18 protein-coding genes are annotated in these 23,421 nt (G+C 39.0%); 9 read left to right on the forward strand and 9 right to left on the reverse strand.

The genetic code is table 11. The features are described 5' to 3' along the window. Nucleotide 1: 1 nt before the first annotated feature. Nucleotides 2-910 (reverse strand): hydroxymethylbilane synthase, encoded by a 909-nt coding sequence (gene hemC, locus H9Q20_RS06910; RefSeq protein WP_124640345.1) that lies wholly within the window; start codon nt 908-910, stop codon nt 2-4. A 170-nt stretch (nt 911-1,080) separates the two neighbouring features. Between hemC and H9Q20_RS06915 the strand changes: the two genes are divergently transcribed. Beyond that, a complete protein-coding gene (locus H9Q20_RS06915; RefSeq protein WP_124640344.1) occupies nt 1,081-1,677 on the forward strand; it encodes a superoxide dismutase in 597 nt (198 codons plus the stop codon). Between the two features lie 121 nt (nt 1,678-1,798). Here the strand turns inward: H9Q20_RS06915 and H9Q20_RS06920 are convergent, their stop codons facing one another. Beyond that, complete coding sequence (locus tag H9Q20_RS06920) at nt 1,799-3,001, reverse strand: endonuclease (RefSeq protein WP_124640342.1); 1,203 nt, start codon at nt 2,999-3,001, stop codon at nt 1,799-1,801. Between the two features lie 298 nt (nt 3,002-3,299). Between H9Q20_RS06920 and H9Q20_RS06925 the strand changes: the two genes are divergently transcribed. Further along, complete coding sequence (locus H9Q20_RS06925) at nt 3,300-6,167, forward strand: carboxypeptidase-like regulatory domain-containing protein (RefSeq protein ID WP_187477354.1); 2,868 nt, start codon at nt 3,300-3,302, stop codon at nt 6,165-6,167. Between the two features lie 27 nt (nt 6,168-6,194). Continuing rightward, nucleotides 6,195-7,589, forward strand: a complete 1,395-nt coding sequence (locus H9Q20_RS06930) for a DUF5689 domain-containing protein (protein WP_222933870.1) — start codon at nt 6,195-6,197, stop codon at nt 7,587-7,589. A gap of 62 nt (nt 7,590-7,651) precedes the next feature. On the opposite strand, the gene H9Q20_RS06935 is transcribed toward H9Q20_RS06930, so the two are convergent. The 4 genes from H9Q20_RS06935 to H9Q20_RS06950 are packed head-to-tail and all read right to left on the reverse strand — an operon-like array spanning nt 7,652 to nt 13,363. Then, nucleotides 7,652-9,196, reverse strand: a complete 1,545-nt coding sequence (locus tag H9Q20_RS06935; RefSeq protein WP_187477355.1) for a protein adenylyltransferase SelO — start codon at nt 9,194-9,196, stop codon at nt 7,652-7,654. A gap of 54 nt (nt 9,197-9,250) precedes the next feature. Further along, nucleotides 9,251-11,620 (reverse strand): transglycosylase domain-containing protein, encoded by a 2,370-nt coding sequence (locus H9Q20_RS06940; RefSeq protein WP_187477356.1) that lies wholly within the window; start codon nt 11,618-11,620, stop codon nt 9,251-9,253. Between the two features lie 8 nt (nt 11,621-11,628). Further along, nucleotides 11,629-12,093: a gliding motility lipoprotein GldH gene (locus H9Q20_RS06945; RefSeq protein ID WP_124640327.1), complete on the reverse strand. Its 465-nt coding sequence runs from the start codon at nt 12,091-12,093 to the stop codon at nt 11,629-11,631. Further along, a complete protein-coding gene (locus H9Q20_RS06950; protein WP_187477357.1) occupies nt 12,086-13,363 on the reverse strand; it encodes a stage 0 sporulation family protein in 1,278 nt (425 codons plus the stop codon). The genes H9Q20_RS06945 and H9Q20_RS06950 overlap by 8 nt, the downstream gene beginning before the upstream one ends. A 335-nt stretch (nt 13,364-13,698) precedes the next feature. On the opposite strand from H9Q20_RS06950, the gene H9Q20_RS06955 reads away from it, so the two are divergent. The 6 genes from H9Q20_RS06955 to H9Q20_RS06980 all read left to right on the forward strand — a co-directional run bounded on the left by H9Q20_RS06955 (nt 13,699) and on the right by H9Q20_RS06980 (nt 20,897). Beyond that, a complete protein-coding gene (locus tag H9Q20_RS06955) occupies nt 13,699-14,937 on the forward strand; it encodes an OmpP1/FadL family transporter (RefSeq protein ID WP_124640323.1) in 1,239 nt (412 codons plus the stop codon). A gap of 15 nt (nt 14,938-14,952) precedes the next feature. Then, on the forward strand, nt 14,953-16,470 hold the full coding sequence (locus H9Q20_RS06960) for a G-D-S-L family lipolytic protein (protein ID WP_124640321.1): 1,518 nt from the start codon (nt 14,953-14,955) through the stop codon (nt 16,468-16,470). Between the two features lie 98 nt (nt 16,471-16,568). Next, complete coding sequence (locus H9Q20_RS06965; RefSeq protein ID WP_124640320.1) at nt 16,569-17,507, forward strand: ribose-phosphate pyrophosphokinase; 939 nt, start codon at nt 16,569-16,571, stop codon at nt 17,505-17,507. Nucleotides 17,508-17,615: 108 nt separating this feature from the next. Beyond that, nucleotides 17,616-18,260 (forward strand): 50S ribosomal protein L25/general stress protein Ctc, encoded by a 645-nt coding sequence (locus tag H9Q20_RS06970; RefSeq protein ID WP_124640318.1) that lies wholly within the window; start codon nt 17,616-17,618, stop codon nt 18,258-18,260. A gap of 126 nt (nt 18,261-18,386) precedes the next feature. Continuing rightward, nucleotides 18,387-19,613 (forward strand): aminotransferase class V-fold PLP-dependent enzyme, encoded by a 1,227-nt coding sequence (locus H9Q20_RS06975; protein ID WP_124640316.1) that lies wholly within the window; start codon nt 18,387-18,389, stop codon nt 19,611-19,613. 9 nt (nt 19,614-19,622) lie between these two features. Beyond that, nucleotides 19,623-20,897: a DUF6080 domain-containing protein gene (locus H9Q20_RS06980; protein WP_187477358.1), complete on the forward strand. Its 1,275-nt coding sequence runs from the start codon at nt 19,623-19,625 to the stop codon at nt 20,895-20,897. Nucleotides 20,898-20,907: 10 nt separating this feature from the next. Here H9Q20_RS06980 and H9Q20_RS06985 read toward each other — a convergent pair whose 3' ends face one another. From H9Q20_RS06985 to H9Q20_RS06995, 3 genes are read right to left on the reverse strand one after another with little or no spacing between them, the layout of a single operon-like run. Beyond that, complete coding sequence (locus H9Q20_RS06985; protein WP_187477359.1) at nt 20,908-21,897, reverse strand: cation diffusion facilitator family transporter; 990 nt, start codon at nt 21,895-21,897, stop codon at nt 20,908-20,910. Nucleotides 21,898-21,940: 43 nt separating this feature from the next. Beyond that, the gene (locus H9Q20_RS06990; protein WP_187477360.1) at nt 21,941-22,948 is read right to left on the reverse strand and encodes an aspartate-semialdehyde dehydrogenase; all 1,008 of its coding nucleotides are present in this window, start codon (nt 22,946-22,948) and stop codon (nt 21,941-21,943) included. Between the two features lie 40 nt (nt 22,949-22,988). Then, entirely contained in the window at nt 22,989-23,414 is a 426-nt protein-coding gene (locus H9Q20_RS06995; protein WP_187477361.1) for a hypothetical protein, read from the reverse strand. Nucleotides 23,415-23,421 lie beyond the last annotated feature (7 nt).

Below are 23,421 nucleotides of genomic sequence, written 5' to 3' on the forward strand. Positions count from 1 at the left end.
ATTATTCATTAATTTGTGCCTTAATCTCTTTCATTAGTTCTTTCCCACCACGATCTAAAATGTTTTGAGCAAATTTTTCTCCCAAATTAGATTCGTTTTTATTCACCGTTTCATCAATTTCCAAACATTGTTTGCCGTCCAAAGAGCACAGCCTGCCGGAAAAATGCAGTTGGTCTCCATCGGTTTTAGCAATACCACCAATCGGTGCGGTACAGCCTCCTTCTAAGGTTTTTAGGAAAATTCTCTCGGTTTCCACGCAAAGTTGGGTTTCTTTGTGGTTGATTTTTCGTATAATCTCGTTGATCTCTACATTGTCCTTGTGTCCGGCAATGGTAACAACCCCTTGAGATGGAGCCGAAATCATGAAAGGCAATTCTTCATAATTAAGTTTAAGATCCAATCGTTTTAGTCCGGCCAAAGAAAATAGGGTAGCATCTGCCAATCCGTCTTCAATTTTTTGCAAACGGGTATTCACATTTCCACGGATATCTACAAACTCAGTATTAGGAAATTCTTTTAGCCAAAAAGCGCGGCGTCTCAAGCTGCTGGTTGCAATTTTTAGTTCATGTAGCGGTTTGTCCATGGCTTTGGAACTTCTAACCAACACATCTTGTGGGAAATCTCTTTCGAGATAAGCAATCAGTTCGATGTTTTCTGGCATTTCTGTTGGGACATCTTTCAGAGAATGAACAGCGATGTGAACCTCGTTGTTTAGAAGGGCAATATCTAGATCTCGAGTAAATACACCGGTTATTCCCATGGCGTATAACGGTTGAGACAGGTCTTTGTCCCCTGAAGATACAATGGGTATTATTTCGGTAATGCAGTTGAGATTTTGTAGTTGTCTAGCGACTTCTCTGGCTTGCCAAAGGGCTAAAGGAGAGTTTCTTGTACCTATTTTAATTTCCATGAAATTTCTTAATTTTAAAACTTTAAAGGTACTGACTTTTTTGTAAATAGGACAATTTTGTTTTTGTCTATTTAAGTGATAAAAATTATGTTAAAGACTCGCTTTTATCAAGTTGATAATTATCATTACCTTTGGGCTACAAAAGTTTAACAAAAATCAAAAATTACATTATGGCATTCGAATTACCAAAATTGGGTTATGCATACGATGCATTGGAAAGCAACATCGACGCAAGAACCATGGAAATCCATCACACAAAACACCACCAAGCATACATTGATAACTTGAATAATGCAATTGCAGGTACAGAACTGGAAGGAAAAAGCATTGAGGAAATTTGTAAAATAGGAACGGACAAACCTGCGGTTAGAAATAACGGAGGTGGACATTATAACCACAGCCTTTTTTGGGAAGTAATGACTCCCGGTGGAAGCAATGCTCCAGTTGGAAATGTTGCTAAGGCTATAGAAAACTACGGAGGTTTAGAAAAATTTAAAGAAGATTTCTCCAACGCAGCCAAAACGAGATTTGGTTCTGGTTGGGCTTGGTTGTGTAAGAAAGAAGACGGTTCTGTAGCGGTATGTTCTACACCAAACCAAGATAATCCATTGATGCCGGTTGCCGATTGTCAAGGAACTCCAATTTTAGGTTTGGATGTTTGGGAACACGCTTACTATCTGAATTACCAAAACAGAAGACCGGATTATGTTACGGCTTTCTTTAATGTAATCAATTGGGATAAAGTAGAAGACCTGTTCAATAAATAATTGAACTTTACTGAAAATCAAAACCCGCCAGAGAAATTTGGCGGGCTTTGTTTTTTGAACCAGATTCTTTCAAGGATTTTAATTTCTTGAAGGATTGAGTATATAAAGGTTGTGAGTGGTTTTATTCGGCAGCTCTTTGCAGCACTACGAAAGCCGGGAAGTGGTCGCTGTAGCCTCCGGTAAATTTGTCGCCTGCCCAAGAACGGAAAGGATATCCTTTGTAGTTTCCTTCTTTGGTAATGAGATACGGAGGTGCATACAATTCTGCTTTGAAAACGCTGTATTCTTTTCTCGCTTCATTTTTCTCGTTATACATATTCCCGGAAACGATGATTTGGTCAAACAAATTGGGAGCATCTTGATAGGCTAACGAGGCAACACCGTTTTTGTAAAGAGGGTACATCAAGTTCAGGTACGGATCTTTTTCCGAAAGATCTTTCGGGTTTCCAACAGCCTTCAAAACTTTTTTAAAACTGCTGCTTACAGGATCGTCGTTAAAGTCGCCCATTGCCATCAATCGGGTATTGGGATCCAAAGCTCTTACGCTGTCCATTTGTTGTTTTAAAACTGCTGCTGCAGCATTTCTTTTGGGTAGAGAAATGGCTTCACCACCTCTTCTGGAAGGCCAGTGATTTAGGAATAAAGCAACTTTTTCATTGTCCAACATTCCTGTAAGAACCAAAATATCTCGGGTATATTCTCTTCGTCCCTCTTCGTTGAAGATGACCACTTCTTTCTTAAGGGAGTGACTTGGAGTGAATCTTCTTTTTTGATAAATGAAAGCCACATCAATCCCACGATAATCGTAGGAGTTATAATGCACAATGCCGTAGTCGTATTTGGCTAAAGCGGGTTGCTTGATAAGGTCTTGAACAACTTGTCTGTTTTCAACTTCTAAAAGTCCAACAATGACCGGGGCTCCTCCAGAATATTTGGCTCCCATTTCGGAAATGACTTTGGACTCGTTGGCCAATTTGGTGTTGTAGATTTTGGTGTTGTAGTTCTTAGCGCTTTTCGGAGTGAACTCTTCATTGTTTCCTTGGTATCGCACAACTCTTTTACCCTTTAGTTTGTCGTCATTCCAAACGCCTTTGTATTCTTCATCTACACTTAGATACTTTATGGAGTCTACCGGGATGCTTCTGTGAAATGCAGGGTTGGACTTGTCCTTGGTTCCGTCAATATAATCGGCAGATGGGATGGTGTCCCAGATGTTTTCAACATTTAGAAAGCCCACAACAGCGACTTTTCTAAGTTCGCTTTTTTTCTGTGCAAAGACTAAACTTCCAAGACATAATGCGAAAATACCAAAATACTTGTTCATTGGTTGAATGATTTTAAAAAATGGACAACAAAATTAATTCTTTTTATGAGATAAGCGTCTATCTATCAAAATCTTTTTCGAATATGAACAAAATTTATTGTTACCAATACGGAGTCGTATTAACAATTGCGCAAACATACAGCGAAACAACAAGGTGGATTTTCTAATATTAACATAATTTAAAACAAAAATCATAAGGGTTGTTTGACAAGGTTATAAAATTTTAAGTAACTTTGCTTCCCTTTTCATAAAATATTGAGAATTAAACTAAAAGGAAATTAAATACAAAAAAATAAGTATGTTTAAAAGGTTATCACTACTCTCCTTATTTACATTGCTGCCAGCATCGTATTATTATGCACAAACCACGGCTTTTGCATATATAAAAGATGCCGACGGAAAAGTCGTTGAGCAAGCTTCTGTAGATCTAAAAGGAGCTGGACAAGAGGTGAAAGCAGACAAAATTGGATATTTCCAATTTGTGGACCTTAAACCCGGACATTATCAAATTGTGGTTTCTAAACCCAATTTTGATACTAAAGTTTTAGAATTTGATGTCAATGACGAGAAAAAGAAAGATTTAGGTGTCATCACACTTTACTCTCAGTTTTCTGGCGCTGGACAAGGCTTGGTACTTTTGGATAGTTCTGGAGAAGACGACAACAACTCCTCACAGACCGCAACCGTAGGACTCTTACAATCGTCACAAGATGTTTTCTCTAGGATTGCTTCCTTTGATTTGGGTGCATATTGGTTCCGACCAAGAGGTATTGACGGCAGGACTGGAGAAACCATAATGAACGGTGTTGCAATGGCAGCCGGTGATGATGGAAATGTAGATTTTGGCACTTGGGGTGGACTTAACGAAATTACTCGTTATCCCGAAATATCTGCCAACCATTCTCCTTCAGAATATGCTTTTGGTGGTGCAAGCTCAGTGGTTTATAAAAATACCATTGCTTCAGAATACAGAAAAGGAAGTCAGCTCACTTATTCTTTAACCAATAGAAATTATAGAAACAGACTTTCATACCGCTACACTTCCGGAATGAACAAAAACGGTTGGGCGTTTACCGGAATGATAGCAAGAAGATGGGCGCAAGAAGGCATACAGGAAGGGACTTTCTACGATGCGCTAAGTGGTTATCTGGGAATTGAAAAGAAATTCAATGATAAACACAGCATGACCTTTAATGCCATCGGATCCAATTTCAAGAGAAGTACTTCCAGTCCAAATACTCAAGAGGTGTATGACTTCAGAGGGGTGCATTACAATTCGTATTGGGGATGGCAAGATGGAGAAAAGAGAAGCGAAAGAATCAAAAAAGGATTCCAACCTCTTCTTCAATTAACCGATTATTGGAAAATTAATAAAAATACCCAATTGTGGACCACTTTGTCCTATCAGTTTGGGAAAGAAAAAAGCTCGAGATTGGATTGGTACAAAGCCAATAACCCTTCACCAACTTACTACAGAAACCTTCCGAGTTATTGGTTGAACTATACCAACCCTTCTCCAGAACAATTTGAAAATATTGCCCTAACACAAGGTTGGTGGACCAATAACGATCCGGCTCACACACAAATTAATTGGGACAATCTTTACGCTGCCAATTACAACGCTCCATACATCAATGAATTTGGAGGCAAAAGAGCAGTTTATTATTTGGTAAATGATGTCAAAGACGATAAAATCTGGAATGCATCAACACACCTTACCCACAACTTTAACGATACCACAAAATTCATTTTAAATGTATCGTATCAAAATTACAAATCCGAACAGTATAGAGAAGTAAAAGACCTTTTGGGAGCCGATTTTGCTCTAAATATGGACGCTTTTGCATCGAACACAACAGGTGCTAAGTTCTGGGGAAAATTCAACGAACTGGAATCGGATAGTCAAATTGCTAAAAAAGAAGGCGATAGAATTGGATACAATTACATCCTTAGAAGACAAGAGGTAAAAGTAAATCCAGGGTTGAAATTCTCCACCGGAAATTTTGATGTTTTCGTTTCTGCACTTTTGGGTTATACCAACAACAGCAGAGAAGGGAAGTACAAGCACTACTTGTATCCAAGCTCCTTGGGCAAAGGTGCCGACATGAATTTCTGGGACGCAGGACTTAAAGGTCAGGTGACTTACAAAATCAACGGTAGAAATTTCTTGGTGTACAACGGTGCTTACTTTAGCCAATCTCCTTTCTTGAACGATATTTTCTTCAACGCAAGAGTAAGTGGTGCAACAACTCCAAAAATTAAAAATGTTGTTATCGATGCCAACGACCTAAGCTATGTGATTGCTACACCTTTTGTTAAAATGAGACTGACAGGGTATATGGTGAATACACAAAACGATACCAATGTACAACGATTTTTTGCAGACGGAATTAAGCTAACCACTCTGGACGAAACCGGCGGTCAGACTCCGGTGCAAGAAGGAGCTTTTGTAACTCAGGTACTTTCGGATGTTAACAAAAGAAACATGGGTGCAGAACTTGGTTTGCAAGTCAAAGTAACTCCAACCCTTACTGCAAGCGGATTGGTAAGTTACGGACAATATACCTATACCAACAATCCAACGGTGTATTTCGCTTCCGATGCCATCGGAACTTTCAGAGAACAAGATGCCAATGGAAATTTGGTGGATAAGTCCTATACCAATATGGGAACCGCTTACCTAAAAGATTACAAACAAGGTGGCACACCACAAGAAGCCTATTCATTAGGTCTTAGATACAGCAGCCCAAAATACTGGTGGATCGGTGGTAGCTGGAGCTATCTTGGACATTCGTACCTGGATCCATCACCGGTAATTAGAACCGACCGTTTCTATACCAACCAAGTGACAGGCGTACCTTATGATGGCGTAAATCAAGCCGAACTTACAAGAGTTCTGGCTCCAACAAAATTGCCTACCGCCTATTTCTTTGACCTAAATGTGGGTAAATCTTGGATAATCGGTAAATATTATATGCTGGTTTCGGCTACCGTCAACAATATTTTGGATAACAAATCATACATTACAGGTGGTTTTGAGCAAACCCGAAATGTGAACTACCAAGATTATGTTGCCGATAAAGACAGCGGAAATATGGTGTTCTCTCCAAAATATTGGTACAACCAAGGACGATCGTATTTTGTAAATGTTCAATTCAGATTCTAAATCCATCAACAATTAAATTTTAATAAAATGAAAAATTATAGATTTATAAAAACAACAGCCGTAGCGGCGATTATGGCTTTCGCCCTGACCTCTTGCGTTAAGGACGATGATTATGCCGTACCAACCATACAGTGTACGACCCAGTTTGCTGCTGCAAACCACACACTTGGCGATTTGGTTGCCCTTGCAAAAACGAACCCTACACCGGCAGATATCATTACAACCGACTACATTGTCGAAGCTTATGTGTCCTCCAGCGACGAGCAAGGAAATATCTACAAAATGCTTTTTGTACAAGACTCTCCAAACAACCCAACTCAAGGGGTAGAAATCGATATCGACGGAGCCAACCAATACCTGAACTATCCGGTTGGAGCATTGTTAAGAATTAACCTAAAAGGATTGATCGTGCAAGGTTCTAATGGAAATATTAAAATTGGTTCTTACGATCCAAGCTATGCAATTGGTCGTATCAACCCGAACAAACTTTCTCAGTACATCGAAAGAGTTTGCGACGGACAATACCCGGTATTGGCGCAAATGCAACCTTTAGAGTTCAACTCAATCGGAGAAGCTCTTAAAAACAGTGCCCACATCAACCAATTGGTGAAAATTAACAATGTTCAGTTTCACGAAGATGAATTGACAAAAACTTTTGCCGATGCCGACAAAACGGGAGACCGAAAAATCGTTGATAAAAAAGGTGCTTCTTTAACACTTCGATTCTCCAACTATGCTACTTTTGCTAAATCTCCAATCTCTCCAAATTATGCAAAAAGCGGAAGTATTATTCTTAATTTAAGCAGATTCAGTACGACCGATCAGGCCTATGTAAGAAGCTTAAACGATATTAACTTTACAGAGCCACTTTTTGCTCCAGGAGTTCCTGAAGATCCAGCAGCAACTGCAGTTAATCTTTTTGCAGGTGCCGATTATGAAGATTGGACAACATTCTTGTCAGGAGTAAAAATGCCATTTGGGGTTAAAGCTTATGCAACTCAAGGTGTGGGTCAAGGTTTTAACGGAACCAATTCTTTACAAATTTTAGGAACACCAACCGGAAACGATTATGTGTTTACTTCGTATGCAACAGCAGGTTTGCCGGCCAATCCTAAGAGAATTACCATGTACATCAAAGGGACTTCTCCAGGGAAATCCATGTCTTTCAATGTCTATAAAACCGATGGCTCTTTCTATGCATTTAATCTTGGGGCTTTTACAACAGGTGCCATTTTGGATCCAGCAGCGAACAACCAATACACAGGTTCGATCAATACGGGTGGACAGTGGAGAAAAGTGGAGTTGACATTAACAGGTCTTACAGATCTTAATCTAACCGATACCACCAAAGATATTTTTGCACTGAAAGTAGGTTCAGGATCTGCTTTCAATGTTCAAGTTGACAACATTAGAATTGAATAATTCTAAAAGAATTTTATAAAATTAATCCCCAAAGTTTTCAGGCTTTGGGGATTTTTATTTTTTTAAGAACTGCAGGAGAGCATGCTGCATCCGGATTGGTTGTCGTATTTGCTGGGTCTTTTTTTGGTTAATGAAACATCATCGCAATCGTAAGGGGTTTGTAAGGCGAGAAATAAGGCATTAAAAAACTCCATTTTTCCCTGACTAACTTCTTCTATGCATTCGTACAACAAATAGTTTCTAAGGACGAATTTTGGGTTGTTTTCTTGCATCAGTTTTAAGCGATTTTCTTCGGAAAAATTCTGATTCGAAATGTGTTCATCATATATTTTTAAAAAAGTACTTAGCTTTTGAAATTCTTCCGGGCTGTTGTTTTTGTAAAAACAAGTTTGAAAATGGCTTTTGACCTCAAATTCCGGTTTCCATTTTTCCAATGCTGTGAAAAATAAGGTGTAGTCCAAGACCAAATCTTCCATCAACAATTGCCATTCTTCAAAAAACGCAGCATAGTCCTCTTTCATGTTTTCAAATCCAAATTTTTTACAGAGCATTTCATCGCTCTTTTGGTTGAAATAATCGTTGAAGTATTCCAGTTTTTCGGTTAAATAATCAGCGTCTTCAATCAAAGGGAAAAGGGCATTTGCCAATTTCCAGAGGTTCCATTGTGCGATTTTTCCTTGCTCGCCAAAAGCATATCTTCTTCCCGGAAGGTCGGTCGTATTTGGGGTGAAAGAGGTGTCGTACTCGTCCAACATCGAAAAAGGCCCATAGTCTATGGTTAGTCCGATTATCGAAAGATTGTCGGTGTTCATCACACCGTGTACAAAACCGACTCTAAGCCAATCTACCATCAAATTGGCAGTTCTTTCAAGGATTTGTTCAAAGAATTTTTTGTATTTATTATCGTCATTCAAATTGATTTCGGGATAATAATTTTCAATACAAAATAGGCCTAGTTTCTCTAGAGTTTCATAATCCCTTTGAGCCGAAAACCACTCGAAATGTCCAAATCTTAGAAAAGATTCAGCGGTTCTTAGCATAACGGCTCCTGGTTCCGGTTTGGGATTGCCGTTGTATAAAACATCTCGGATGACTTGTTCGCCAGTCAGGGAAATGCTTAGACCTCTTGTGGTTGGGATTTTTAAATGATGCAGGGCTTCGGACATCAAAAACTCACGAATGGTCGATCGCAATACCGCTCTACCGTCTCCAGCTCTAGAAAATGGGGTTGCACCTGCTCCTTTCCATTGTAATTCTTGAAATTTTCCATTTTTCTGTAGGATTTCTCCGGCATAGATTGCTCTGCCATCGCCCAATTGTCCTGCCCATTGTCCAAACTGATGTCCGGCATAGGCCGTTGCAAAAGGACGGATGTTTTTGGGGAGATTTTGGGCAGCTAAGAAATCTTCGTCTTTATGATTTTCAATTTTTCCTAAACCCAATTCTTCCGAAAGTTGTTCATTAAAATAGAGAAGTTTGGGAAGGTCGAATTTTACGGGATCAACCAAGCAAGAAAGAATGTTTGGGACGGTTCTTTGCATGGTATTCTTAGATCTGTCGGTTGGAAAAAGGTCTAAATATCTTTGTGTAATTTTTTCTAAATGCATAGGATGAGGTTGAATAAAAAAATCCTTTCAAAAATAGAAAGGATTTTTTAAAATTTATTGGTTGAAATCTATTTCGTCCGATTTTTGTAAGTTGTCGTTAACATTGTTTTTTTGATCGCCGTTGTTTTTAGGCTTATCGTTAGTGTTGGGTTCTTTAGGATTTTTTATTTCATCTAGGGTTTGCAAGCCTCCATCGTCGCCATAGCCTCCATTGATGCCTTGCAATTCGCCACATCCGCCTTGCCAATCGGAAGGCTTGATGAATTTGTCTTCTGGTGAAATTCCTAATTTTTTATCGGCCCAAACTTTCTTCATATAGATGGCCCAAATTGGCAAAGCCATTTTAGCACCTTGTCCTTCACCGGTACTTCTAAAGTGTGTGGCTCGATCTTCCCAACCTACCCAAACGCCGGTGGCAAGATTTGGAGTGATGCCTACAAACCAACCGTCGGAGTTTTCCTGTGTGGTTCCGGTTTTACAAGCAATCTCTACACCTTTGCTGATGCCTCTTCTAGAAAGTTCGCCGGAGGCGGTACCAAATTCGGCTACACCGCGCATCATTTCAATCATGGCATAGGCGTATTTTTCATCCATCACTTCTTTTTCTACCGGCTTCACTTCTTTGATCAATCGGCCGTTGGCGTCTTCAATTCTCCAAACCATTTCCGGTTTTATATAATTTCCATAATTGGCAAAAGTACTGTAGGCACCCAACATTTCGTAGATGGTAATTTCAGAAGATCCCAAAGCGGTTGATAGGTTGTCGGGGATGTCTTCCGTAACTCCTAAATCTCTTGCCAAACGGATCACATTTTTAGGACCTACTTCGTCCATCAATCGTACCGCAACGGGGTTCAGGGATTTGGCCAATGCATCTTTCATGGTATAAGCACCGCCTCCTTCGGAAACCCTCCATTTGCCTTGTACAAAGTCGGCATTGGAGATAACCGTACATGGGGTTTTACCCAAATTCATAATGGCAGCGGCGTAAACAAAAGGTTTGAAGGTAGATCCTACCTGTCTTTTCCCTTGTTTGATGTGGTCGTATTGGAAATATTCCCAGTTGATGCCTCCCACCCAAGATTTTATTTCTCCAGTTGCTGGCACCATAGACATGAGTCCAGCTTGTGCAATTTGTTTGTGATAACGGATAGAATCCCAAGGAGTCATTTCCACTTCTTCCTCTCCACTCCAAGCAAATTTTGTCATTTTTGTAGGTGTATGAAAATCCATCATGATGGAATCTTCAGGCACTCCGTTGGCTTTTTGCAATTTGTACCTTCCAGTTCTTTTTACAGCGGCCATCATGATTCTATTGACCTGACCGTCGTTGATGTAATAAAAAGGAGCGGCTTTTCGACCTCTTTGTTCTCGGTCAAAGCTTGCTTGCAATTGGCTTAAGTGTTCCTTCATGGCTTCCTCGGCATATTTTTGCATTTTGGAATCCAAGGTGACATAAATTTTTAATCCGTCACGATAAAGGTTTAGGGATTTTCCTTTTTCTTTTTCGTAATCTTTCAGGTATTCGTTGATTTCTTTTCTGAGATAGAATTTGTAATACGCAGAATATCCTTCGTCAACGGTTTTTACCGGTTGATAATCAATTTTTACCGGTGTAGCTTTAGCTTGTTCCCATGTTGCTTGGTCGATGTAGCCGGTTTTCAGCATCTGATCCAAAACGACATCTCTTCTTTCTTTAGCTCTTTCTGGGAATCTCTTTGGGTTGTTTTTCACCGGATTTTCCAACATGGCCACAAAAGTGGCTGCTTCGGGTAAAGTCAGCTCTTTGGTGGTTTTGTTAAAATAAATTCTGGAGGCCATTTCTACTCCGTTGGCATTGTTCAGGAAATCAAACTTGTTGAAGTACATCGAGATGATTTCTTCCTTGGTGTATCGTTTTTCAAGACTTACTGCAACGACCCATTCTTTAAGCTTTTGGAAAGCTCTTTTAATTTTGTTGGATGCAGGATCCGGCGTGAAAAGTAATTTTGCCAACTGTTGGGTAATGGTAGAACCACCACCACGACCACCACCGTAAACGACTGCTCTGGCTACCGATTGCAGATCGATGCCGGAGTGTTCTTTGAATCGCTCGTCTTCTTTGGCCTGCAATGCGTAGATGAGATAAGGAGGCAAATCCTTGTAGGTAATGGGTAGGGTTTTTTCTTTTTCAAAAGATCCTAATTTTACTCCATCGGCTGAAATGATTTCGGATGCAACATAGATGTCCGGGTTTTCCAGTTGTTTTACTTCCGGCATTTCTCCAAGAAATCCTTGAGAAACGGCGAAAAATAATACAACAATACCCGCAATGGATGCGAAAAATGCCATCCACACCATTTTCACCCATTTTTTCCAACCGGTATTCTTTTTTTTAGGAGGCAATGGGAACGATCTATTTGTTGTATTTGCTTTTTTTTCCATAGGTGCAGTTAATGCTTTGCAGGTTCAATTTTTATTCCAATATCTTCAATTCCGGGTAATTTATCCATTCTCATGGCTTGTTTTATTCCCATTTTATATTTTCCATTTTTTGGAAATGCATAATTTAATTTATACTGAAATAAGATTTCTTTTGTATCTCCGAAACCACTACCTAACCATTCGCCGTTGGGCTGTGCCAAGACATAATTGACGGTGTCAATTTTCTTGTTTTTCCCTTTCTCATCCGATAGATCTACAATAAATCGGATGTTGCTGTACGGGTAATCGTTGTTGTTTCGTACAACAAATATAATATTTTTTGGATTTTGCGAATCGTTGATTTCAAAATCAAAATTTTGAGTTTTTTTTACATCCCAAGTGCCATCAACAGCATGAACGATTACTTGTTCCGATGCGGATTGGCAACCGGTCAAAAGTCCGAATAAAGTTAAAATGAAAGCTTTTTTAAGCATCTGGATCTTTTTTGTTGTTGGGCTTCTTCTTGAAAGGTTTTCTTTTTGCAGGTCTCTGATTTTCAGAAGAGTTGGATTTCTGCTGAGGTTTCTGCTGAGGTTTTTGTTCTGTTGTAGCGGTCTTTCTTTCAGGGTTTTCGGGTTTGTTGTTTCTGTTTTGAGGCTTTTTATTTTTGGATCTTTTGGGCTTTTCAAAACGATTGACATTGTTTTCCTGAATCAAATCTACCGGTTTGCTAAGGGTATCCACCGGTTTGGTGTCTTCTAGCGGAGGACATTTTTCTCCTTTTTTATTCAGAGAAATGTATTTTTTAACATCAGAAATGTCCATATCGTACCACGCGACAGGACTGTCGGCATAGGCGAACCACATTTTCTTTTTGAAGACATCGATTTTTATACAAAAAGCCTTTCCTTTTTCTGTATCCAAAGTTGTTGATGAAGACGGAAAATGGGACAATGCATCCATGTAGCTGTCCAATTCGTAATTCAAACAACATTTTAATTTACCACATTGGCCAGCCAATTTTTGTGGGTTGATGGACAGTTGTTGGTATCGTGCAGCATTGGTGTTTACCGATCTAAAGTCGGTAAGCCAAGAAGAGCAGCACAATTCTCTTCCACAAGAACCGATGCCACCGACTTTTGCAGCTTCTTGTCTGAAGCCGATTTGTCTCATGTCGATTTTTATTCTGAAAGTCGCGGCATACTCTTTTATTAATTGGCGGAAATCGACTCTGTTTTCAGCGGTATAATAGAAAATAGCTTTGGATCCATCGCCTTGAAACTCTACATCGGTGATTTTCATTTCCAAACCTAGGGAAGTAGCGATTTTTCTGGCTTCTATTTTTATACCTTCTTCTTTGCTTCTAATGTTTTGCCAAACATCAATATCTTTTTGATTGGCATGGCGATAAATTTTCAGGGCAGCATCTTCTGAAAATTTCTTTTTTTTCATTTGAATTTTTACCAATTCGCCGGTGAGGCTTACCACACCGATATCATGACCCGGACTGGATTCTACAGTGACTATGTTCCCAATATTTAGGGGTAGCTTGTTGACATTCTTATAAAAGCTTTTTCGTTCATTTTTAAATCGAACTTCGACCAAATTACTGGCCGTAGAGGTAGGATTGTTGATGTTTGAAAGCCAATCGAAAACGCTTAATTTATAGCTATTACCACAGGTGTCTACTTTGTCGCAGCCATTCTCGGATTTTGTGCCACAAGAATGGGTAGAATCGCCGGATGTTTTGCATCCACAACTCATATAATTTTTATTTTATCTGCAAATTTAGAATATTTTTTAAATCTATAATCAAAAGGGCGTAAGTTAAAAAGAAATGTAAGTCAATCTTTGTTGTTTTTGATCGCTTTTTGTCTAGTATTTTCTTTGCTGTGGGACTAGTGTTTGTTTTTTATGGTATTAAATGCGTGTTCTTTTTTCTTGTGTTTATTCGATTTAACATTCTGATTATAAGTTAAACCGTTGATATGTATTATTTTAAACATAGTAAATTTTATGCTTGATGTTTAAAAAAATTAAGAAAATTTAACACATTCTATTTATAAATCTTATATTTGAATTATAAATATCTAATCTTTATGAAAAAAATACTTATTTCCTCAGCATTATTGGCTGGTGTTTTATCGTATGCCGGAGGCTTCAAGGTTTCTTTGCAAGGGGTGAAACAACTGGCTATGGCTCATACCAGTGCACACGCAGAAGATGCAAGTGTGGGCTTTTTCAATCCTGCAGGGATCTCGTTCATCCCTTCTAAATTGAGTATTGTAGCGGGTGGTTTTGGTGCTAAATCCGAAGTTGAATTCCAGAATGTGAGCACCATGACGACTACCAAAACGGACAATCCGATAGGGACTCCGATTTATGCAGCTGTAGCGTATAAAATTAGTCCTACGGTTTCTGCTGGGTTTAGCTTTACAACACCGTACGGAAATACTGTGCAATGGCCAAACAATTGGCAAGGATCGGAAATTATCGAAAAACTAGAACTGAAATCCTACTTTTTCCAACCTATGCTTTCTGTAAAATTAGCACCTTGGATCTCTTTAGGAGGTAGCTACATTTATGTAAAAGGAAAAGTAGATTGGACGCAGGCGATAAGTTCGTTAAATGGAAGTCTGAATCTGTACAACGACAAAGCTTCCGGAAGTGGTTATTCTTTTGGGTTCTATATGCAGCCGGATAGCGATTGGGATGTGTCCATCTCTTATCGTTCGCCGATTGATATGAAAGCCGATCCTGGAACTGCAACCTTTAATATTTCACCGGCTCTTTATTCCAACCCTAAACTGAACATTCCCGCATCTGGAAAAGATAACTTCAGTGCTGTGCTTCCTTTGGCGGAAGAATTTATGTTAGGAGTTTCTTACAAAGTGACACCAAAATGGATGTTGTCTGCAGATTTCAACTATCAAGGTTGGTCTAAATACAGCAAATTGGTCTTGGATTTTGAACATGCTACGGTTGGCAACACATCAGATCCTACCATTAAATCGATTCCGAAAAAATTCCAAAACTCCAAAGTTTTCCGTGTTGGATCTCAATATATGATCACGGATAAGTTTGCCGGTAGAGTGGGTTATTATTGGGACGAGTCACCGTATTCCGATCAAAACTGGATTCCAGATACACCATCGTTCAACGCTCATGTGATAACCGGAGGATTCGGGTATAAATTCGGTAGATTAGGGATAGACGCCGCGGCTTCTTACACTTTTGGAGATGCTAGAAAAGTTGAAAACTCATATTATAACTTAATTGGACAGGCTAGAGCTAAAGTATTAACTTTTGGACTTGGACTTTCGTATAACGCATTTTAATACATTAGAAATATTATGAAAAAATATATTTATCCAGCTCTTGCCTTGGTTGCAAGTGTGTTTTTAACAGGATGTAGCCATTATGATTTTGATACCGATGTAGAAAATATGTCCGTATCTCAAGGAAAGGCTAATTTTTCAAAGTATGTTGCCTTGGGTAACTCTTTAACATCCGGATACCGAGATGGTGCTTTGTACAGCGATGGACAGCTCGAGTCTTATCCGGCTATGCTTGCAAGTGTGATGAACAAAGCGGGAGGAGCTTTAACCTTTAAACAACCGATGATGCCTAATAATGTTGGTGGCTTCCAAGGACTTCCAGGTTTTCCGGGGAAACTTACCTTGCAGGTTGTAGGTGGAAGTTTATTACCAAAAGATTCTGCTCCAGCAGCACCATTGGACAATATTTCTTCTGCAGGTCCGTATCAAAATTTAGGAATTCCGGGGGCCAAATCTTTTCACCTTGGTTTGTCTAATTATGGAATGCTGAATCCGTATTATGCAAGATTCTCTACGGGGGTTAGTCCTATTGCTGCAGCGGTTGCTCAGCAGCCAACATTCTTCTCGATTTGGATTGGTAACAACGATGTTTTGTCTTATGCAACAAGCGGCGGTACAGGAGTTGACCAAACAGGAAATGCCAATCCGGCAACTTACGGATCAAACGATATTACGGATCCTGCAGTCTTGGTAGGCTCTATTACTCAATATGTTAATGCCTTAACAGCAGGAGGTGCAAAAGGGGTTATCGCAAATATTCCGAATGTTTCCTCTATTCCATTTTTTACAACTGTTCCGTACAATCCATTGACTAAATTGGTTTTAGGTAGTGGCGATGAAGCAGTGGGACAAGCAAATATTACAGCCTTAAATGCTCAGTTGTACGGTCCATTAAAACAAGCTCTAACTGCTTTTGGTGCTGGAAATAGAATTAATTTACTTTCATCAACCTCACCCAATCCGCTATTGATTAAGGATGTCGATTTGCCAGACTTGTCGGCTCAACTTACAACTGCACTTACACCAAGCCTTGGTGCCGCAACGGCTGCAGCATTTGGTCAGATTTTTGGTCAGGCGAGACAGGCTACATCGAATGATTTTGTTTTATTAACCACTAAACCGGTGATCGGAACAGCTCCATTGGGTGCGCCTGCAAGTATTAATAAATACGGGATTTCTTATCCTTTAGAAAATCAACATGTTCTTTCACAAATAGAAACCAATAAAGTGCTTACAGCTACTGCAGCCTACAATGCAGGACTTCAAAGTTTAGCTTCGTCTAAAGGTTTGGCTTTTGTAAATGCAAATGCTAAAATGACAGAGTTGTCTTCTTCATCTGGATTAACTTTTAATGGAGTGAAATTTACAACAGAATTTGTAACAGGAGGTTCATTTTCATTGGATGGTGTTCATCTAACAGGTAAAGGATATGCGATTATTGCAAATGAATTTATTAAATCGATCAATCAAAAATATCAATCGACACTTCCACAAGTAAATATTTATAATTATTCTGGAGTGACATTTCCATAAGGATAAAAATAAATAAAGTATAAAGCCATGCAGGACTTCTGTATGGTTTTATTTTTTTTAACTTTGCAAAATCTAATTTAAAGTAAAAACTTATAAAAATGGCAGAACAAGCTGTATATTTATTTACAACCAGAACCAGCAAGGTGTTGGCAGAAAAAATTGCAAAACACTACGGAAAAGATTTAGGAAAAATTAATGTTCAGTTATTCAGCGATGGCGAATTTGAACCGGTTTTGGACGAGTCCGTTCGTGGGGGAAGAGTATTCTTAATCGGATCTACATTTCCACCAGCCGATAATCTTTTGGAATTACTATTAATGATAGACGCTGCAAAAAGAGCTTCTGCAAAAAGCATTACCGTAGTTATCCCGTATTATGGTTTGGCAAGACAAGATAGAAAAGACAAGCCAAGAGCTCCAATCGGTGCAAAATTAGTAGCCAATCTATTGACAGCGGCCGGTGCAACTCGTGTGATGACTATGGACTTGCACGCAGATCAGATCCAAGGTTTCTTCGAAATTCCTGTGGATCATTTGTACGCTTCAACCATTTTTGTAGATTATATTAAATCTTTAAATTTGGATAACTTAACCATTGCTTCCCCTGATATGGGGGGTGCCAAGAGAGCAAAAAATTATGCATCTCATATCGGTGCCGAAGTGGTAATTGCATACAAAGAAAGAAAAAAAGCCAATGTGGTAGAAGAAATGTTCCTAATTGGTGATGTGAAGGATAGAAATGTGATTTTGATCGACGATATGATCGATACCGCCGGTACATTGTGCAAAGCTGCAGATATCCTGATGGCCAACGGAGCCAAGTCGGTAAGAGCCATGGCAACCCACGGTGTACTTTCCGGAAAAGCGTATGAAAATATCGAAAATTCTAAGATGACAGAAGTTATCGTAACGGATACCATCCCGGTGAATACAGAACTTTCTTCAAAAATTAAAGTCTTGTCTTGTGCAGAACTCTTTGCCGATGTCATGAAGTCCGTACACGAGCACCAATCCATCAGCAATAAATTTATCATTTAAGATAAAAATTTAAAGAATAATAAATCCTTTCCCGTGAGAGGATTTTTTTGTGAAAAAAGTTATATATTTGCAAACTGAAAAATAAAACATTTTAATAAATAATTTATTATGAAATCTATTACAATTCAAGGTACAAAAAGAGAAAGCGTGGGCAAAAAGTCTACTAAAGCTCTACGCGATGCTGAATTAGTTCCTTGTGTTGTTTATGGAGGAAAAGAACCTTTGAACTTCTCTACTGAAGAGAAATCATTCAAAAACTTGGTTTACACTCCAGACGCACACACGGCTACTTTAGTAATCGATGGGGAAACGGTTGAGGCTGTTCTTCAAGACATCCAATTCCACCCAATTACAGATAAGATCCTTCATGCGGATTTCTATCAATTGTCTGCTGATAAGCCGGTAATTATGGAAGTTCCTGTAAGAATCGTTGGTCGTGCAAAAGGTGTTGTTTCTGGTGGTGCTCTTAGACAAACTTACAGAAAACTAAAAGTTAAAGCAATCCCTGCTAACTTGCCAGACGAAATCGTTGTTGATGTTACTCCATTAAGAATTGGTAACAAATTCTATGTAGAAAAATTGAAAAACGATCAATACTCGTTCATGCATCCTGATAACGCAGTAATTGTTGCTGTGAAGATGTCTAGAAATGCAATGAAAAATGCAGGTTCTATCGTAGAAGACGATGAGGATGAAGAAATCGTAGAAGTAGAAGGAGCAGTTGAAACTCCAACTACAGATAGCGCAGAATAATTTATTCTCCACAATCATACGGATCCCGACTTGAAAAAGTCGGGATTTTTTGTTTCGAAAATGCAGTTTTACAATCAAAGTACTAATTTTAAATTTCGTAAATTTGAACCGTTCTAAATAAGACCTATGCTTGATTTACAAAATATCCGTGCTCAGTTCCCGATTTTGGAAAGAGAAATAAACGGAAAACCATTGATATACCTCGATAATGCTGCAACATCGCAAAAACCAAAGATGGTCTTGGATGCATTGCAAAACTATTACACCGATCTGAATGCCAATGTGCACAGAGGGATACATACCCTTTCGCAATTGGCAACAGTGGAAATGGAAAATGCACGAGTGAAAATCCAAAAATTCATTAATGCCAAACACGATTACGAAATTAATTTTACCCGCGGCACTACAGAAAGTATTAATGAAGTTGCCTATGCCATTGGAAACTCCAATTGGGTAAATTCCGGTGACGAAATCATCATTTCATACTTGGAGCACCATTCCAACATTGTGCCTTGGCAAATGCTTTGCGAAAGAACCGGTGCAAAACTGAAAGTCATCCCAATGGATGAAAACGGTATTTTGCAATTGGATTTTTTACAGGATAATTTGTCTGAGAAAACAAAAATTGTCGCCTTCAATCAGGTTTCAAATGCTTTGGGAATCATCAATCCGGTGGACGAAATAATTGCCACGGTTAGAAAAAATTCTCAGGCTCTTATTTTGGTCGATGGAGCACAGTCCATCCCACATCTGAAAGTAGATGTACAAAAAATGGATTGTGATTTTTTTGTTTTTTCCGGACATAAAATGTATGCCCCAACCGGTGTTGGCGTGTTGTACGGAAAAGAAGAAATCCTTAGAAAAATGCAGCCTTTCCACGGTGGTGGAGAGATGATTGCGACTTGCGATTTTGACGGAACAACCTATGCTGATCTTCCTTTTAAATTTGAAGCCGGAACCCCCAATATCGCAGGAAATATTGCTTTGGGCTATGCTGTAGATTTTATAGAACAGTTGGGACACAATGCCTTACATCAACATGAAATGGATTTGCTGAATTATGCCCAAAAACAACTTTTGGAAATCGACGGACTGAAAGTTTATGGAGAGAAAGCCCATCGTACGGGAGTGGTATCCTTTAACTTGGAAGGGATTGGGATCGCCTCGGATGTAGGAATGATTTTGGACCGAATGGGAATTGCCGTCAGAACCGGGCACCACTGTACACAACCCATCATGAAGTTTTTTAATATTGCCGGAACTGTGCGTGCAAGCTTTGCCGTTTACAACACATTCGATGAGATTGATGCCTTGGTAGAAGGGGTTAAAAAAGCCCAAAAAATGCTTTCTTAAAACCCTTTTATGAATTTAAAAACTAAATGCATTCATTTTTTAAAACTTGTATTTCCCCATAATTTTATTGAATGGGGAATTTTTCTGTTTTTCCTAATTTCTTACGGAATTTTTGGGACAATCATCGCAATGGATTATCGCATCGTTTTTGACGATAGAATCCCTTGGGATGCTTACTTCAGCTTCGATAATCGGTCCATTGTAATGACCGGTGGCGGGTTTGAAAGGCATCCGCTTTCCAATTATTTTTTTGATTGGTACCGAAATTTGGCTTTTTATATTTCAGACGGGAAAAAAGATGAGGTCTTCCGTTTGGTGTATGCTTGGGGATCCAATATTGCCATTTCTTTGTCTTTGGTACAGATTTACAAATACCTTAAGAACATCATTGGACTGCCTGTTTTGGTGGGACTTTTGTTGGTCCTGATGACTTCATTTTTTTCGACCAGTATTTTACTTTCGTTTACCCCGGAGAATTATACCTATACTTTTTTGTTGTTGTGCATTTTCAATTATTATGCCGCATTAAAAATCAGAAACGGACAAGAAATCCCGGTTGCAGCACTCACAATTGCAGGTGTTGGAGTGGGCGGATTGACCATTACCAATATTTTGAAAATATACATTCCGCTTATATTTTCTAAAAATTTATTTTGGAATTGGAAAAAATTAGGACTGCTTGTATTGAAAGGAGTGGTGTCGGCAGGGATATTTGTTTTGCTCTTTCTGAATCGTTTAAATTTTGATTATCATAGAATTTTCACCAAGACCGGTGAGCAGTATGAGAAGTTTTCTCAACCCAAAGTTACGCCGCTTTGGGATATGATAGCTTCGTGGTTTGTAGGAGGTAATGTTTTGTTTCCAAGTTTTGTGATCAGAGACTATCACAACAAGCAAAATTTCCAGTACAAAGCCCTATTTATGGATGTATATTCGTCCTATTTTTCCTATGCTTTTGTGTTTTTATTGATTGCAATGCTGCTTTGGGCTTACCTGAAAAATTTCAAAAATTCATGGGTGCAGATCCTGATGTTGTCTTTTTTGGTGGACATCATCATACATGCAGTTCTAAAGTTTGGGTTGCATACTTCGTACATTTACGGAGGTCACTTTGTATTCGTCTATCCGCTACTTTGGGGTTGGCTACTTCAGTCCTATAGTGACAAAAAAATGGTGTATCAATCCATTTTGGCAGTCACCGTCTTGATGTTTTGTTATTTGATGTTGAATAACGGCTACCGAATTGCGGAGTTTTTTGATTTTTTGGAAAGGTACTACCGTTAGCAAAAAGGTTTTATTGCAACTGATGTTTCTGCTCTTGAGGTATGGTTTCTGTAGTCCATTCTATGGTTTTTACAAAAGGTTTTTCTCGGACAGGACAATTTTTTAAAGTGCATATTTCACAAGAAAACGGCTTGCAATCGTCCATGTGGATGTTGAATTCAATTTTTCTGTCAAAATCTTTGGCAACTTGTTTTACCAAATCCTCCATGCTGTTGTGTGCCTTCCTTAGCTCGAAATACCAAGGCAATGTGAGGTGTGCATCCATGTGCAGACGATTACCGTATTGTTGAATTTTGGTGTTGTGGAAGTCTATCCATTCTGGTTTTCTATTATTTTCGAGAATGGTCGAAATTTTTTCCAGTATCTCAGGATCGGCTTCGTCCATGATTCCGCTGAGTGATTTTCTAATTATTTTGTATCCAACAAAGACGATGTAAATCGAGAATGAGAGTGCAATAACCGCATCCAGCCAAAATATTTTTGTGAAATAAACAACAATCAATCCCACAACCACCCCAAGTGTTGTGACGGTGTCTGATTGCAAATGCTTGCCCGAAGCCACGAGAACCAACGAGTTTTCCTCTTCTCCTTTTTTTATGGAAAGATACCCCAAACCGTAGTTGACCAAGGCTGTAAAGGCAACGATGTAGATTCCGTAATCGATCTTGTTGAGGTGATGGCCGATCATTAAAGAGTTGACGGCTTGTATGGCAATCATAATTCCCGCAAACACGATCAGCAGGCCTTCGAATCCTGATGTGACAAATTCTACTTTTCCGTGACCGTAAGGGTGATCTTCGTCTTTGGGTTTAGCGGATAAATAAAGCGAGTACAATCCCATGAAGGCCGCCAAAATATTCACAATACTTTCCAAAGCATCGGAAAACACCATGTCCGAATTGGTAATGTACCATGCCACAAGTTTGGCGATGAATAGCGCTACCCCAGCCAATGCGACGGTTAATTGGAATGAGATATTTTTGTTTTTAGATGGACTCATGATAAAATAGCCATCAAAATTCGATTTTGATGGCTTTATTGTTTTAAATTAATTTATGATCTAAAAGATATTCTGCAATTTGTACTGCATTGGTTGCAGCTCCTTTTCTGAGGTTGTCTGCAACGATCCAACAGTTTAGGGTTCTTGGTTGGGAAATATCTCTTCGGATTCTTCCTACAAACACTTCGTCTTTTCCTTCGGAATATAGAGGCATAGGGTAGATTTTGTTTTTAACATCGTCCAGAACTACAACTCCCGGTGTGTTGGATAAGATATTTTTCAATTCATCCAAATCGAAATCGTTTTCAAATTCGATATTTACACTTTCGGAATGACCTCCTTGTACCGGGACTCTAACGGCAGTTGCTGTTAGGTTAAAACTGTCATCGCTCATGATTTTTTTCGGTTCGCGCATGAGTTTTAGTTCTTCTTTGGTGTAATCGTGTTCGTCAAAAACATCGCATTGTGGCAATGCATTTTTGAAAATATCGTAAGGATAAACTTTTTCCACAGTACTTTTCTCGATCGCAACCGAGTTTTGAATCTCAGCATTTAATTGATCTACCGCCGCTTTTCCTGTTCCCGTCACCGATTGGTAAGTGGAGACCACCACTCTTTTCAATTTATATTTTTTGTGAAGTGGGCTCAGAACCATCACCAATTGTATGGTAGAGCAGTTGGGATTAGCGATGATTTTGTCGGTTGCAGTCAGTTCGTGAGCATTGATTTCTGGCACGACTAATTTTTTGGTAGGATCCATTCTCCAAGCCGAAGAATTGTCAATCACCGTTGTTCCTACTTCTGCAAATTGAGGTGCAAATTCTATCGAGGTGCTTCCACCTGCAGAAAATATTGCAATTTCTGGTTTTGCGGCAATAGCGTCTTTCATGCTTACGATACTGTATTCCTTCCCCTTGCATTTGACCTTTTTTCCTACGGATTTTTCGGATGCAACAGGGATGATCTCTGTAAAGGGAAAGTTTCTTTCTTCTAGAACTTTCAACATGATTTGGCCTACCATTCCGGTAGCACCTACTACAGCTACTTTCATTAAAATTGAATATTTATTGTTTTAAAAATTAGAATTTATATTAAAGTCCAAAAACTTTAGCCCAAGGGAATGCAAATGCAAAAAGAGCAACAGCTAAAATTCCCATAAAGAAAATCTTTAGGCTAAGTGTATCGTTCGTTTTTACTTTTTTATTTACGATAGTCATCAGGATGGCTGCGATTAACATGGAGAACGGATGCTCTACATACTGAAATCTAAGTGCAGCGTCTTTCATGATGGATCCCATGTCTGTACCACTAGAAAAATGAATCCCCAACATAACAATTCCTAATAAGAACTGGATGTGGAAGAATATCATGGTGAATAAAGTAATCTTTCTGAAAAGTGGTTTAATCTTGCCACTGAATCCGAAAGATGTGATGACTAATGTGATGATGAATAACGAAACCAATAATAGTTCCAAATAACCGAATCCTTTGTGTGCGTTAAGCAGAATGTTGTACATAATCTAT

It is taken from the genome of Amniculibacterium sp. G2-70, assembly GCF_014353055.1.
Taxonomy (GTDB): domain Bacteria; phylum Bacteroidota; class Bacteroidia; order Flavobacteriales; family Weeksellaceae; genus Amniculibacterium; species Amniculibacterium aquaticum.

Excerpts from the sequence above, each read along its gene's own strand:
- hemC (WP_124640345.1), bottom strand. The coding sequence starts at position 910 with ATGGAAATTAAAATAGGTACAAGAAACTCTCCTTTAGCCCTTTGGCAA.
- H9Q20_RS06915 (WP_124640344.1), top strand. The coding sequence starts at position 1,081 with ATGGCATTCGAATTACCAAAATTGGGTTATGCATACGATGCATTGGAA.
- H9Q20_RS06920 (WP_124640342.1), bottom strand. The coding sequence starts at position 3,001 with ATGAACAAGTATTTTGGTATTTTCGCATTATGTCTTGGAAGTTTAGTC.
- H9Q20_RS06925 (WP_187477354.1), top strand. The coding sequence starts at position 3,300 with ATGTTTAAAAGGTTATCACTACTCTCCTTATTTACATTGCTGCCAGCA.
- H9Q20_RS06930 (WP_222933870.1), top strand. The coding sequence starts at position 6,195 with ATGAAAAATTATAGATTTATAAAAACAACAGCCGTAGCGGCGATTATG.
- H9Q20_RS06935 (WP_187477355.1), bottom strand. The coding sequence starts at position 9,196 with ATGCATTTAGAAAAAATTACACAAAGATATTTAGACCTTTTTCCAACC.
- H9Q20_RS06940 (WP_187477356.1), bottom strand. The coding sequence starts at position 11,620 with ATGGAAAAAAAAGCAAATACAACAAATAGATCGTTCCCATTGCCTCCT.
- H9Q20_RS06945 (WP_124640327.1), bottom strand. The coding sequence starts at position 12,093 with ATGCTTAAAAAAGCTTTCATTTTAACTTTATTCGGACTTTTGACCGGT.
- H9Q20_RS06950 (WP_187477357.1), bottom strand. The coding sequence starts at position 13,363 with ATGAGTTGTGGATGCAAAACATCCGGCGATTCTACCCATTCTTGTGGC.
- H9Q20_RS06955 (WP_124640323.1), top strand. The coding sequence starts at position 13,699 with ATGAAAAAAATACTTATTTCCTCAGCATTATTGGCTGGTGTTTTATCG.
- H9Q20_RS06960 (WP_124640321.1), top strand. The coding sequence starts at position 14,953 with ATGAAAAAATATATTTATCCAGCTCTTGCCTTGGTTGCAAGTGTGTTT.
- H9Q20_RS06965 (WP_124640320.1), top strand. The coding sequence starts at position 16,569 with ATGGCAGAACAAGCTGTATATTTATTTACAACCAGAACCAGCAAGGTG.
- H9Q20_RS06970 (WP_124640318.1), top strand. The coding sequence starts at position 17,616 with ATGAAATCTATTACAATTCAAGGTACAAAAAGAGAAAGCGTGGGCAAA.
- H9Q20_RS06975 (WP_124640316.1), top strand. The coding sequence starts at position 18,387 with ATGCTTGATTTACAAAATATCCGTGCTCAGTTCCCGATTTTGGAAAGA.
- H9Q20_RS06980 (WP_187477358.1), top strand. The coding sequence starts at position 19,623 with ATGAATTTAAAAACTAAATGCATTCATTTTTTAAAACTTGTATTTCCC.
- H9Q20_RS06985 (WP_187477359.1), bottom strand. The coding sequence starts at position 21,897 with ATGAGTCCATCTAAAAACAAAAATATCTCATTCCAATTAACCGTCGCA.
- H9Q20_RS06990 (WP_187477360.1), bottom strand. The coding sequence starts at position 22,948 with ATGAAAGTAGCTGTAGTAGGTGCTACCGGAATGGTAGGCCAAATCATG.
- H9Q20_RS06995 (WP_187477361.1), bottom strand. The coding sequence starts at position 23,414 with ATGTACAACATTCTGCTTAACGCACACAAAGGATTCGGTTATTTGGAA.